The sequence below is a fragment of the Desulfurispirillum alkaliphilum genome, from assembly GCF_055378285.1.
The window spans coordinates 273535-287056 of the sequence record NZ_AP042405.1 but is presented as its reverse complement, the minus strand read 5'-3'; the positions used below and the strand labels follow the sequence as shown (position 1 = coordinate 287056).

Genomic DNA, 13522 nt, shown 5'->3' with positions numbered 1-13522 from the left:
ATCATTTAAGGAGAATAGAATGCCAAAGCTCTACGAAATAGTGGAAAAGCAAGACCTTGTTCCCGGCATGGCCTTGTTCCACGTATACGCCCCCATGGCCGCGAAAAACATGAAGCCTGGCCAGTTCATCATCCTGCGGGTGAGCGCCAACGGTGAGCGCATTCCCATTTCCATTTCCGGATGGGATGCTGAAAAAGGCACGGTGCGCATTATTATCATGGCCGCCGGACGCACTTCCACCGAAGCTGTTGCCCTGAAGCAAGGTGACTGTTTCCAGGATGTGGTTGGCCCCCTGGGTGAAGAGACCCATGTGGAAAAACTCAAAGGTACTGCCGTGGTTATCGGTGGTGGTTACGGAACCGGAGCGGTTATGCCTCCCGCCCGCGCCATGAAGGCCATGGGCAACCGCGTGGTTGGTATTATCGGTGCGCGCAGCAAGGATCTGGTCCTGCTGGAAAAGGAAATGCGAGAAGTGTGCGACGAAGTGATTGTGTGCACCAATGACGGCTCCCAGGGCGTCAAAGGCTTTGTCACGGACGGCCTCGCCGGGCTGATGGAAAAAGAGGATGTGCAGTGGGTGCTGGCTGTTGGCCCTGTGCCCATGATGCAGGCGGTCGGAAACATGACCAAGCCCAAGAAGGTCAAAACCTTTGTCTCCCTGAATGCCATCATGGTTGACGGCACCGGTATGTGCGGTGCCTGCCGTGTGACCGTTGGCGGGAAAACCAAGTTTGCCTGTTTCCATGGTCCCGATTTCGATGCCCATGAGGTGAACTTCGAAGAGCTCATGCTGCGTCAGAAGATGTTTGTCACACAGGAAAAAATCGCAATGGAAAAACTCCAAGAGGTGAAATAGATGGCTGAACTGACCCCCAAAGAGCGCATGGCAATTGAACGTCACCCCATGCCCGAGCAGCGCCCAGAAGATCGTGTGAAAAACTTTGACGAAGTACCCCTTGGGTTTGCCCAGGAAGTGGCCATGCGCGAAGCGGCCCGCTGCCTCGACTGCAAGTCTCCCCAGTGCGTGGAAGGTTGCCCTGTCAGCATCGATATCCCCGGATTCCTCAAGCTCATCGAAAAAGGTGACTTCAAGGGATCGGTCAAGAAGATACGTGAAACCAACTTCCTGCCAGCTATCTGCGGTCGCGTCTGTCCGCAGGATCAGCAGTGTGAGCTGGTCTGTATTGTTGGAAAGCGTGGCAAACCCGTGGCTATCGGCTCCCTGGAGCGCTGGATTTCCGACTACGAACGTGAGAATAAAATCCGTGAAATTCCCGAAGTGGCCGCAGCCACTGGCAAGAAGATCGCCGTTGTTGGCAGCGGTCCCGCTGGTATGACTGCAGCCTACGAAATCCGTAAGCGTGGACATGATGTTACGGTATTCGAGGCTTTCCACCGCGGTGGTGGTGTTCTGGTCTATGGGATTCCCCGCTTCCGTCTGCCCCTCTCCGTTATCGATGAGGATCTGAACTTCCTCGAGAAGATGGGCGTGAAGTTCATTTACAACACCATTGTTGGCAAGTCCATGTCACTTGATGACCTGCTCGGTTCCGAGTGGGGCTTTGATGCCGTATTCGTGGGAACGGGCGCAGGTCTGCCAAAAATGACCGGCGTTCCCGGCGAGAACCTCAATGGCGTTTACTCTGCCAACGAATACCTGACCCGCGTCTACCTGATGGGCGCCGGTAACTTCCCCGATAACGTCACGCCCCTGTACCAGGGCAAAAAGGTTGGTATCATCGGTGCCGGGAACACGGCAATGGACGCGGCGCGAACTGCCAAGCGTCTGGGTGCTGATGTTACCCTGTACTACCGTCGTTCCGAGGAAGAGGCACCTGCCCGTACAGAGGAGCTGCACCACGCCAAGGAAGAGTTTATCAACTTTAAGTTCCTCTCCAACCCGGTGGAGTTCATTGGTGATGACAACTTCTTCATCAAGCAGATCAAGTGCGATGTAATGAAGCTGGGTGAGCCCGATGACTCTGGCCGTCGCAAGCCCGAGGCTACCGGCGAATCCTTTATTGATGACTGTGATACTGCTATCATGGCTCTTGGCTGTGATGTGAACCCCATCATTCCCACCAGCACTCCGGAAATCGAAGTGAACAAGTGGGGTGTCGTGGTTGCTGATCCCGAGACGGGAGCCACCTCCAAGAAGGCAGTATTTGCCGGCGGAGACCTGATTACCGGTGGATCTACGGTTATCAACGCCATGGGTCAGGCCAAGCGCGCTGCTGCGGCACTGCATGACTTCGTCATGGAACAGGGCAACGCATTCGGTTACTGGAAGTAATTCCCTGTAAATGACAAGAGCCCCCTCTCCTGTGGAGAGGGGGCTCTTTTTTTGTTCTCCGTTTGCATGTGCTTCACGGTTTCAATGCGTAGCGATAACGGGCGTGAGATATGGTCTTTCTGAATCTTTGTGGACGTTGTATAAGGCCAGGTTTTTCCGTTTTCAGCAGGATGTGAGATCTATTCGCGTATCTTCTTGAACTGGACCTTCTCATCTTCCAGGGTGAACTCGACACTGTGCAGGGGCTCCTCCACCCGCATGACTGAATCCTTGATGCGGATGGTCACGCCGGGGTGAACGGGGCCGCGTACCAGGATGCGCGGCCTGGTGGCGACTTCAGTGATCTTGTTTTCCAGTATCTGCAGCTGGGTTGCTATTTTCTTTTTCTCTTCGTTAAGCTCGATGTATTTCTTGTAGGCACCGAGCAGTTTCATCTTGGTTTCATCGGGCAGCATATTCACTTTTTTGCCGAGCTTGGCAACCTTGGTGACCGGTGGCACCAGTTTGGCCATCAGGGGCTGGATCTTGGCGGCTTTCATCTCGTTGAGTTCCTTGAGAAGTACCAGCTTCTCCAGGGAATATTCCTGCAGCGAGATCATGGTGCGCATGCCGTCGGGGCTGCCAAGGCTGGAAAATTCCATTTTTTCGCAGGCTACCAGGCAGCAGCCATAGACTTCTCCATAGACAATTGCCGGACCATGGCAGCTGACATGGCTGTAGGGCATGACTTCCTTCATGACCTTCAGTTCGCCAGCCACAAAGACCTGGGAGTGGACATCAATAAATCCATTCACCACCAGGGGAGCGTCCAGCCGGACACTTTTATGGTGGCGCTCCACGACGTCCACATTGTAGACCCCGCCCCGTTTTTCAAACTCGGAGATCTGACCATCGTCTATAAAGACCTTGACGTTGCGCAGCTCACGGTTGCGGATTGTCTCGATGATGGCATCGTCGATGATATATCCCTTTGAGAGCAGCAGCACGCGGTCTTTATAGATGTTCCGGGCGACCCGGGTGCCGGTTTTCAGTGATCTGATGTCAACTATCCGCACTGATACGTCCCTCCACTATGCTGTAGGTATCCATGTCAAAGCGAAACGAACAGCGGGCCATTTGTTCGTACAACTGTTTCTCAATGCCGTACATATCCAGGATGGTGTACTTGTCGACCTTGGAGAGAATATAGATGACACCATTTGTTTTGGATATGAGCTCCTGAAAGACGGATTTGAATCGGTTGATCACATTGAGATTATGGATAAGTTGCTTGGCTTTTTCCAGGTGTTCCGCGCTGAGTCCTTCAGGAATTTTTCGCTGCTCAAGGATTTCACTGACATTTACCCCGGCATTGGCCAGGTAGAGCTTACTCATCTCCACGGAAAATTTCAGGCTGGAATATTCGCTGCGCAGGTGGTTGATGACTTCCAGCGCGTTGGGGTCGTAGCCGATGGACAGATTGCAGGGTGTGGCCATGGAGGAGTTGACATCAACGATGGACAGCTCCTGATAGGCAAAGATACGGCTGGAGGCAACCTTGTCTATGATGACATGGGGCGCGACGACAACGGAGCGATTGACGGATTTGATGGCGATGTGCTTGGCGGAAAAGGCTGTGGCATTTTCCAGGAACTCCAGCTGAGCGGTTTTGCGGGCGTGAATTTTCCCGTAGCAGCCGCTCTGGACAATGATGGTTTCGCCCTTGACCAGAGCATCTTTTTCCACAAAACCTTCAATGACGACGTCGCCAGTGGCTTCCACCTCGAAGCCGGACTTGACGCTGCCCGAAATGGTCACCGAGCCATTGAAGCGAATATTCCCGGTGGAGTAGTCCACATCGGTTTTAATGATCAGGATTTCACTGACGTGCACTTCCTTGCCCTGCAGCAGGACAACGCCTTTCTTGGCGGCGCGGTAGACGACCTTGTCGCCCATGTCATCGACGATGACTCCTTCACCGGCGTTGACGGTGGTGACGTTCTCTCCGTCCTTGGCGGGCACGGGTTCACCGAAAATGTCGAATCCGGCTTCACCCCTGGAGGCCTTGATCAGCTCCAGGATTTCATCCCCTTCATCCACTTCCTTGACCAGATCACGCTCTTTGAAGTTGATCTTGCCCGTTTTTTCGTCAACGGTTCCGGGGTTTTCCTCGAAGTTGATAATGTAATTTATAAAGGAGTTCTTGCCGTGTTTGGGGGGGATGCCTTTGGCGAGCAGGAGTTCAGCAGGAAAAGCGTTGCTGTTGCCACTTTGTGCCTCGTCAAGCAGATCAACCAGGTCGTGGGTCAGGTCGATGACATAGGGCTCGGCGATTTCGGCAGCCATATAGGCATCTTCCCAGACGCTGATAGCAAGATCACGGGGAGCCCTGGCGATGAGGTAAGCTTCCAGCTTATCATCGGTGACTTCCACCGCTACGCTTTGATTGACCGCGACCCGTTTGAACATTGCGAACCTCGCAAGATTTCCGCTCTTTCACCCTTCCGTGCTGCTATGCACAGAATGGAGTAACTGGCGAGAGTATGACACTTACTTACCTTTTCGGCTACAACTTTACAAGTCTTGAACGAAACTTTTTGTCACATACTCGGGTTTTATGAGTTCACGTATGGTTTCTTCCACTTTTGCGGCATCCACGGAGGTGTCCACGCAGGGGCCGTGACGCAGCTCGTTGAAGATTCCCACCACCGGCAAGGGAAAGGTATCGGAGAGGCCACTGTAGAGATCGCGGCTGCAGGCCACGGCGATGATAACGCGGGGGCGCAGTTCCTGGATGATCCGGCGGGCCAGGGTTCCACCGGTGGCGGCCTGAACATGGACGCCGTATTTCCGGGAGAGTTCGACAAACTTGTGAATGCTGCAGCGGCCGCAGAGTGCGCAGCGGCTGATATCCGTGGTGACCCGGTAATCGCAGTCGCGCATTTGCAGACAGTGGGGCAACAGTACCAGCATCCGCTGTGGTTCGAAGCTCCCGGCGTGCTTGCGCAACACGTATTTGTTGTTGTACTGCACCAGCTCCTGGATAAGCAGATCCCGCTCAATGCGCAGCCGCTCGCCAAAGAAGAGGATCAGCGGGAAGAATACCCGGATGCAGTAGCGGTTGGCAATCTGGAAGAGGAATGTCCGAAAGCCGCTTTTGAGGCAGAGGTAAAAGACTATGGGCAAGGTGGCCATGGCTGCGGCCAGCAGGGAGGGCATGGCCCATACGGCGGCGGCCTTCATGCTGACCGGGGCAAAGCGCATGGCTGCGTAGCCGGTGGCGAAGGAAAAGAGCAGCAGGAGCGCTGTCAGCAGGAAGAAGAGTATCTTGAAGTAGGGTTTCTGAGAGCTCAACTTTCGCACCTCCGAAATGGCAGGTTTTTGGCGCCGACCCTGATGCCATGCAGTAATGGTGAAAATGGTTCTACACAGACGATATCTCTTGACATTGCCCTCACCCTGTTTATGAGTTTCTTTTGCCACTTTTGACTCGCCAAAAGTGGCTGGGAAGCGACTCCCAGTGCTGTTCTTATCAGCCGTCCACTCGCCTGGAACTGGGGACCGCAAACAACCGCCGTCGTGGCGTCAAACCTGCGGGTCCATAGCGTTCCAGTCTTCGCGTTCTGGCTGGGCCAGCACACGGGGAAAGGCAGAAGCAGGCCCCCCCCCCTGAGCCCGTCCGGTGAGTGCCACGCCTGGCTGGCAAGACCCGCAGGGACACTCACAGGAAGTGAGTGGTCCGGCAGCACTGCAGGGAAGCAGGGGTCAGGCAACGCAAAGAGACCCAGGTGCAAGGCGCGGGCAAAGCGAGGAGGGAGGCGTACTCCCTGTACGTCGCAGTGACGAGCGATGCCCGGCAACGCCGCAGATGGGGCTCTTTGAGCAGCCTGCTGCCGGATCTCCAGAACAGGCGAGTAAAGGAGCCGGATAAACGGGCGTTCGGGGGGCGCGTTTTTGAGTCCTTTTTGCGCGGTCAAAAAGGACAATATCCGTAAACGAAACGAGGAATACTCGATGAGTCAAGCATACAAAATCAATATGGTTTTTCGTGTGGTAAATATCAGGATAATAGTGCCTTAACTCAAGTCGACAAGGTGCGAAACTTCAGTTAGAGGAAAGTGTTGCCAACCTGTACTCCATAGCCATTGGCAAAGGCATGGGCGTCAATGACGCGTTTGCCCTGGGGTTGAACTTTTTTCAGTCGCAGGGCGCCCTGCCTGCAGGCAATTTCTATGCCCTGCAGATCAATGGACAGCACCTGACCTGGAGCGCCACTGCCCTGGGTTGGTTCAGCCTCCAGTATCTTGACATCCTTGTCCCGCCAGCGGCAGCGACAGCCCGGCCATGGGGTAAAAGCGCGGATGCGTCGTTCAAGCGTGACAGCATCTTCATGCCAGGTGAGGATTCCCTCTTCTCTGCGCAGTTTCGGGGCGTAGGTGTGCTGGGAATGATCCTGGGGGGTGAACTGCGCTGTTCCCTGGAAAACTGCCGCGAGGGCTTCCAGGATGGCCTCAGCGCCCAGAGGGGCCAGGTGGTCATGGAGTTGGGCGGCGTTCATGGCGTCTATGGGGGTCGCTTTTTTCAGAACCATGTCACCGGTATCCAGCCCGGCGTCCATGCGGATGATGGTGATGCCGGTTTCGGGGCAGCCCTCCAGGATGGCGCGTTGAATCGGCGCGGCTCCCCGGAAATGGGGCAGCAGGGAGGCGTGGATGTTGTAGCAGCCGAATGGTGGGATATCCAGGAATTCCTGGGGCAGGATCTGGCCGTAGGCGACGACCACAATGGCGTCCAGGTTCAAATCCGCTATTTGCGCAAGGAACTGGGGGTTTTTGCGAACCCTTGCCGGAGTCAGTACGGGAATGCCCAGCTGGAGTGCCTTTGTCTTTACCGCTGACGGGGTCAGTTGCAGTGTGCGCCCGGCGGGCCGATCTGGCTGAGTGATGACAATGGGTATTTCGTAGACGCTTGCCAAGGCTTCAAGTGCGGGGACACTGAATTCCGGGGTGCCCATGAAACCGACGCGCTTTGCCGATGGGGTATTCACTGGTACGAACCTTCCTTCATGGCTTTGCGGATTTTGCGCCTGATCAGATCGCGTTCTGAAGAACCCAGGTGTTCAATGAAGAGTTTGCCGTTGAGATGATCCATTTCGTGCTGGGCGATGATGGCGGTAAACCCGTCAAGGATCGCGGTCTGCTCCTGGCCCTGCAGGTCGTTGAACTGCACCTGTATGCGCTCGTAACGCTTTATTTCACCGTAATAGCCGGGAACGGAGAGGCAGCCTTCCTCGAAGGTGGTCAGGCCTTCGCCCGAGAGAATTTGCGGATTGATGAGCACCAGGGGCTGCGCTTCCTCCTCTTTGCCGCTGGCGGGATCCAGCACGCATATCCGGCGCAGGATGCCGATTTGTGGAGCGGCCAGGCCGACGCCGTTGGCATTGTACATGGTGTCAAACATGTCGCTGACCAGCTGCTGCAGGGCATTGTCAAATTGCGTGACTGGCTGGGATATCTTTTTCAGTAGGGGATCTGGGTACGTGAGTATGGGATGGATCATGGTATTGCCTCACACGCCGAAGGCTTGCAGTTGCTCGATGATATCTTCGGGGTAAATATGGTTGGTACAGCTGTTATCGGCTGGGCAGTGGGCCAGGCTGCATGGAGCGCACCTGATGGTGCTTTCGATGCAGGTTGCGCGGTGGTGAACCGGGCCCTGCAGGGCGAGGGAGGTTGACCCGTAGAGGGCGCTGACGCGGGCTCCAACCATATCCGCCACATACATGGCATCGGACTGCACGCCGGTGTAGATCCCGGCCACCATGGTCATGCCCGCAAGGGATTCCAGGGAGGTATTGCCACACAGGGATATGCCCATGCCAGCTGTTTCAATGATGGTGGTTGCTTTGGCAGCGTCTTCAGCGCTGCCGACCAGCACTGGAGTTCTGCCGCGACTGGTCAGCCACTGACACAGCTCAATGAAGAACTTTACGGGCCACTGCTGGGATGGCAGTGTTCCCTGCACCGAGAGAATGACCGGGTTTTGCAGCTGCCGGGCAAACATTTCGCCACGGGTGACTTCGTCGGAGCCGGGAAGGATGCTCGGGGCGATGGAGAAGCTGTGGATGCCGGTGGCATTTTTCAGCAGGTGGTGGTAGCGATACTCCTGGGAAGGGTTGCTGGCAGGGAAGGAGACCACATTGCTGTACTTTTTCTGGATGTTTTCGGGCAGGTCGCCGAAGCCCCAGTTGTCCTGTTTACGTACCCAGCGCCCCAGAGAGGCGCTTTCGCGGTGTCCCTGCAGGTCAACGACGCGGTCGAAGTGATGGCGGCGCAACTTCCAGTAATTTTTCATTTTCTGAGAGGGTTTCAGGGGAATGACATCATCGGCAATGCCGAGAGAGCTGACAAAGCTGGCGTGATCTTCCCGCGCGGCCAGCGCGATGGTGCCATTCATGCGATCTGTATCCCGAACGCCTTTGAGGGCCAGGGACGACTTGGTAATGCCGGCAATGGTATCTGGCAGAATAAAAAGTGTTTTCATTGCATCACCCGCTCACAGGTCCAGTATACTTCGTCAGTGTCCACCAGATCCATGCAGTAGTGTCCTGGCTTGTCGCAGGTGTCGCTGTTGCACGGGGTGCAGAGAATTCCTTCCGCCTGCATCAGGGCCGCCTTGGGGGAGATAGGGCCCCAGAGCTGGGAGTCCGAGGGGCCGAACACGGTAACCAGGGGGATATGCATGCTGTCTGCCAGGTGAATCGGTGCCGCTTCTCCGCCCAGTACTATCTTTGCGCCGGCAACCAGGCCGATCAGGGTGGTTATATCGGTTTGGGCCACCAGGTTGGTGTGGGGAATATCTCCCAGGGCGCGGGTGATGCTTTGGCCGATGTACTCGTCCTTGGCTGCGCCTGTGAGCACGATGTGCAGCTGATGGTTTGCACGGAGCCCTTTGGCTACATCCGCCATTCGCTCGGCGGGCCAGCATTTCAGTGGTTCATCGGCAGGGCCGGTGCAGATCAGCGCGTAGTGACCGAAATGTTCCCGTAGTACGCGTGAGGCTGCCCGCAAAGAGCGCGCAGGGGGTTCCCAGGGTTCAGCGGTTCGAGCTGATGTCTTGATGAGCCCAAGATCCTGGAGCAGGCTTACGAAGTAGGAGCTGCGATGGTTGGTGGTGTTATGCAGGCACAGGGTCGACTTTTTGTGCAGGGCGGAGCGTTTCCAGTTTTTCCCCTCGGAGCCCATCAGGCAGGCGATGCGGGCATGGCGTGCGATGGACAGGTGATCGGGATTTTCCTCCAGGAGAAGTGCTGTGCTGTACTTCTGGGGTGCCAGGCGCAGGCCGAGTTCTTCGGCACTGCTGCTTGAGTCCTTGCGAAACGGCAGCAATTTATCTATATAAGGGGTGTCCATGTAGAGAGGTGCGGTGCTGGCGTCCGCAACCAGGTCAATGGGTATGTCTGGGTGATTTTCCCGCAGGGATCTGATCGCTTTGAATGCCATGATGGCGTAGTTTATCCGACTTGGAAGGAATACCAGTAGCTTTTCCATACATCCTGTTTCTTTCAGAGGAGTTCATGGCAAAAAGAGGCCTTGCCAAAATAAAACAGCCTTGGCAAACCATGGGGCTGTTCAGTTTACTTCTGTGTGCGGCCTTTATGCCGACAGCGGCAATGCTGCTGGCGCAAAAAACCCCGCACCTTGCGCCTGTTGGTATATCATGGGGCTGGGTGCTGCTGGTGCCCATGATCTGCCTGCCGATTTCCATTGGCCTTGGCGCCGCGATAGTTTACCTGAGTAAAAACCAGTCCGTTATACTGATATTTACCCTTTTATGCAATTTCTTTATTCCGGCGCACAGCATCATACTTTCGCTGTTGATGCTCTCTGTTGCCATTCAGGTGTATGTCGTCACCAAGGTTTTCCACGATCCGGCGGCGCGTATTCGGGAGTTGTTTTTGCTGGGAGTGTCGCCGCAGCGGCAGTTCGTGCACTCTGTGCTGCCTCGGGTTCTGAAGAACCTGCACTGGATGTACCTGTGTTCACTGGCTCTGTGTCTCTACTGTGCCATGAACTGGAACCTTGACCCGTCCATCAACGCAGGGAAAGTAGTCTTTGCGATGATTATCCCATTTGCCTTCTTCGTAATGGGTTCCTGGCAGGTTTCGCACCTGAGGGATCCCTACAGTTCCTCCGCGCCTGCCACGCTTTTTCTCCTGGTGCTGGTGCTTGGGACTCTGGCGAATCAGGGGTATGCGCTGGTGGACCAGTGGCCGCTGGCTGAAATTCAGTGGGTTTCGAGGGCAATGCTGTTGCTGTTTGCCCCACTGGCAGCTCTGGGAGCCTTGATGGCTGACGCGGGGACAACGGCGCGTAAAACCCTGCTGGCTCTGGGTGTTATGGTGGTGGGAGTAGGGGATTTCAGCCTTTACGGTTCTTCTTTGCTGGTGGTTTCCGATGTTCTGTCGGTTCGGCAGGTCTGTGTGGCGCTGGTGGCGGCGGTGACCATGTCCGCTTTCTGGTCGGGGTCGTGGAAGACGGCATTGGCTGCCATGATCCTCTACGGCGCCATTATTCTCTCCTTCGATCCGGTGGGGAAATATTTCGCCATACCCCTGCTTTTTCTGGTATCATGGCTGAAGCCTCAATTCAGTTTTGGTGGAATATAGGTCATGCTCCATCTTAAAGGAATCGTCATAGACGGTGCCCAGAATGAATGCGACTTTACCTTCAGGAAAGGTCTTTTCTACAGCCTTTTGGGTGATGATGACTCTGGTGCACCAGAGTTATTTCGAACCATTGCCGGTCTGCAGGCTCCTGCTTCCGGGAAAATAGTCTTTGGTGGCCGCGATATCACCGGATTCCACCCCTCAAAACGCGGGATGATCACCATTACTTCCGAGCCGATCTTTGATATGGAACAGACGGTTATGGAAAACATCATGCTCTTTCGTTCGGCAGAACGCCGGATTGCCCTGGAAGCCGCAGATCTGATGGGCCTTGGCAACTATGTTCATCGTTCCTGCAGGAAGCTCGATCTGGGAGTACTGCAACGGGTGAGCATGGCACGGGCACTGACCCGCAAACCCCAGGTTCTCTTGCTGGAAAACCCTGTGGATCGTCTGGGTTTTGCGGAGGGGCTGTACTGTCTGCAGGTTCTCAAGGAGGCCCTGACTCCACTGGGGAGTCTGATTCTTCACTTTACCGGCTGCTCCCGTGCGGCCATGGAAGGCAGCGACGAGCTGATTGTCGTCGACGATGCCGATTTTGTGGAGGCCGGAGCTCCCGAAGCGCTGTACTACCATCCCCGCACTCGCCTTGGTGCCGAGCGCACGGGCGAGGTGAACTATATCAGCGCTGTCGGTGTTGAGCAGAATCATCTGCAGCTGCCCTACGGCTATCCCATCAGCTATCCGCCAACTCGGTGTCGCGTTCAGGAGAAGCGCCCCTATACGATCATGTTCCGCCCTGAAGCCCCCACCCTCAGTACCCATAACGCGCCTGGCTGCCTGGCTATACCGGTTCAGGTGAAGCAGTGCTCCTTCCGGCGCACGGCCTTTCGGGTTGAGCTGATGGGGCAGCTGGGCGAAGAGTTTGTGGTCAACTCCTTTGAGCCGCTGGATATTCACCAGGAGCTCATGCTGAATATTCCCACAGCCCGCATGCACCTCATGGGGGCCATGGACTCGTGAAAACCATCGGCATATTTGATTCCGGTGTGGGTGGAATCACCGTACTCAAAGCCATTCGTCGCGCCCTCCCCACCTTTGATATTCTCTACCTGGGTGATACGGCACGGGTTCCCTATGGGACGAAGTCGCGGGAGACCGTTTTGCGCTACTCTCTGCAGGTAGGTGACTTCCTTTACCGTAAGGGAATCGATTTACTGGTGATTGCCTGTAATACGGCTACGGCTTATGGGCTCCATGAAATACGTGCACGCTACGACATTCCCGTGATTGGCGTGATTGAACCGGGTGCCCAGGCGACGGTTGCCCTGAGTCGCAGTGGTCGCATCGCAGTGATTGGTACCAATGCTACGGTGCAGAGCGGTCAGTACCGCTCGACTATCCAGCACTATCTTCCCGATGCCGATGTCCGTGAGATCGCCTGCCCCATGCTGGTGCCCCTGGTGGAGGAAAACTGGTGTGGCACTGATGTGGCTCACCTGATTCTGCAGCGCTATCTTGGCCAGCTGCGTGGCCAGGTGGATACCCTGGTGCTGGGATGTACCCACTACCCCATGCTGAAGGAAGATATCGCCCGCGTGCTGCCGGGGGTTACCCAGGTGGACTCGGCGGAAGAGACCGCGCGGACCATTGTCGGCCTGACTGGAGTACCTGCCCCGGGAACGCTGGGGACGACAACCTACTATATGACCGATACTTCACAGCGTTTTGCGGAAATTGCCAGCAGTTTTCTGGGTGAGTCCGTGGGGAGCATTGAGCACATCGATCTCTGATGACCTGCTGAAATCTCGGCTGCACGGTGAAATGTTATTTTGAAAGGATATACATGCGAACTCAGAGGGCTCCCCACGAGCTGCGACCGATCACGATCACGAGAAATTACACCAAATACGCCGAAGGCAGCGTGCTGATTGCCATGGGCGAGACCATCGTGCTGTGCAACGCCACGGTTCAGAAGACGGTTCCCCGCTTTCTGATCGGCAAGGACAGCGGCTGGGTAACGGCTGAGTACTCCATGCTGCCCCGCGCCACCGATGTGCGTAATCGCCGGGAATCCCAGCAGGGGCGGCCCTCGGGGCGCACCATGGAAATTCAGCGCCTGATTGGGCGTTCGCTGCGCAGTATCATCGATCTGCACGCCATGAGCGGCTACACTATTACCATTGACTGTGACGTGCTGCAGGCTGACGGGGGAACCCGCTGCGCTTCCGTGAACGGAGCCTTTATTGCTCTGGCCGACGCCGTGGATTCGATGCTCGCGGCGGGCATGATCAGTGAGTCCCCTCTTCGCAGCACGGTGGCAGCTATCAGTGTCGGCATATTCAACAACTGGCCGCTTGCCGATCTGGATTATCTGGAAGACAGCCAGGCCATGGTGGATATGAACGTGGTGGCGACGGGAAAAGGGGAGTTTGTGGAGATTCAGGGGACCGGCGAGAGTCGTCCCTTCTCCCGCAAAGATCACGATATTCTGCTGGAACTGGCGCTGGATGGTATCGGACAGATCAGCGCCCTGCAGTTCGAACAGTTGAGTGCCCAAATCAGACAGCACCTGGAGTAGC

At 55.9% G+C, this 13522-nt stretch carries 13 protein-coding genes; 6 read left to right on the top strand and 7 right to left on the bottom strand.

Translation table 11 applies throughout. The features are described from left to right. The first annotated feature begins 19 nt into the window (after positions 1-19). Together ACZ46I_RS01380 and gltA are read left to right on the top strand one after the other, a co-directional pair. A complete protein-coding gene (locus ACZ46I_RS01380) occupies positions 20-856 on the top strand; it encodes a sulfide/dihydroorotate dehydrogenase-like FAD/NAD-binding protein (RefSeq protein WP_013505168.1) in 837 nt (278 codons plus the stop codon). Further along, positions 857-2293 carry an NADPH-dependent glutamate synthase gene (gltA, locus tag ACZ46I_RS01375; RefSeq protein WP_013505169.1) on the top strand — a complete coding sequence of 479 codons (1437 nt, stop codon included), beginning with the start codon at positions 857-859 and terminating at the stop codon, positions 2291-2293. Between the two features lie 179 nt (positions 2294-2472). On the opposite strand, the gene ACZ46I_RS01370 is transcribed toward gltA, so the two are convergent. The 7 genes from ACZ46I_RS01370 to ACZ46I_RS01340 form a co-directional block, all read right to left on the bottom strand. Then, positions 2473-3348, bottom strand: coding sequence for a FapA family protein (locus ACZ46I_RS01370; protein ID WP_226508570.1), 876 nt, complete (start codon positions 3346-3348; stop codon positions 2473-2475). Next, complete coding sequence (locus tag ACZ46I_RS01365; RefSeq protein ID WP_226508571.1) at positions 3335-4741, bottom strand: DUF342 domain-containing protein; 1407 nt, start codon at positions 4739-4741, stop codon at positions 3335-3337. Before ACZ46I_RS01365 ends, ACZ46I_RS01370 begins: the two co-directional genes overlap by 14 nt. 105 nt (positions 4742-4846) lie before the next feature. Beyond that, on the bottom strand, positions 4847-5626 hold the full coding sequence (locus tag ACZ46I_RS01360) for a DUF116 domain-containing protein (protein WP_464281197.1): 780 nt from the start codon (positions 5624-5626) through the stop codon (positions 4847-4849). Between the two features lie 754 nt (positions 5627-6380). Beyond that, positions 6381-7319 (bottom strand): methionyl-tRNA formyltransferase, encoded by a 939-nt coding sequence (gene fmt / locus ACZ46I_RS01355; protein WP_013505174.1) that lies wholly within the window; start codon positions 7317-7319, stop codon positions 6381-6383. After that, a complete protein-coding gene (gene def, locus ACZ46I_RS01350) occupies positions 7316-7831 on the bottom strand; it encodes a peptide deformylase (RefSeq protein WP_464281196.1) in 516 nt (171 codons plus the stop codon). Before def ends, fmt begins: the two co-directional genes overlap by 4 nt. Positions 7832-7840: 9 nt before the next feature. Continuing rightward, the gene (locus tag ACZ46I_RS01345) at positions 7841-8815 is read right to left on the bottom strand and encodes a glycosyltransferase family 9 protein (RefSeq protein ID WP_464281195.1); all 975 of its coding nucleotides are present in this window, start codon (positions 8813-8815) and stop codon (positions 7841-7843) included. Continuing rightward, entirely contained in the window at positions 8812-9822 is a 1011-nt protein-coding gene (locus tag ACZ46I_RS01340) for a glycosyltransferase family 9 protein (protein WP_013505177.1), read from the bottom strand. The genes ACZ46I_RS01345 and ACZ46I_RS01340 overlap by 4 nt, the downstream gene beginning before the upstream one ends. A 107-nt stretch (positions 9823-9929) precedes the next feature. Here ACZ46I_RS01340 and ACZ46I_RS01335 point away from each other — a divergent pair, with 107 nt between their 5' ends. Genes ACZ46I_RS01335 through rph form a run of 4 tightly spaced genes read left to right on the top strand, consistent with a single transcriptional unit; the run spans position 9930 to position 13521 of the window. Next, complete coding sequence (locus ACZ46I_RS01335) at positions 9930-10940, top strand: hypothetical protein (protein ID WP_156788009.1); 1011 nt, start codon at positions 9930-9932, stop codon at positions 10938-10940. A gap of 3 nt (positions 10941-10943) precedes the next feature. Next, positions 10944-11963: an ATP-binding cassette domain-containing protein gene (locus tag ACZ46I_RS01330; RefSeq protein ID WP_464281194.1), complete on the top strand. Its 1020-nt coding sequence runs from the start codon at positions 10944-10946 to the stop codon at positions 11961-11963. After that, positions 11960-12733, top strand: a complete 774-nt coding sequence (murI, locus tag ACZ46I_RS01325) for a glutamate racemase (RefSeq protein ID WP_464281193.1) — start codon at positions 11960-11962, stop codon at positions 12731-12733. The genes ACZ46I_RS01330 and murI overlap by 4 nt, the downstream gene beginning before the upstream one ends. 53 nt (positions 12734-12786) lie before the next feature. Beyond that, positions 12787-13521, top strand: a complete 735-nt coding sequence (gene rph, locus ACZ46I_RS01320) for a ribonuclease PH (RefSeq protein WP_226508574.1) — start codon at positions 12787-12789, stop codon at positions 13519-13521. Position 13522: the final 1 nt, after the last annotated feature.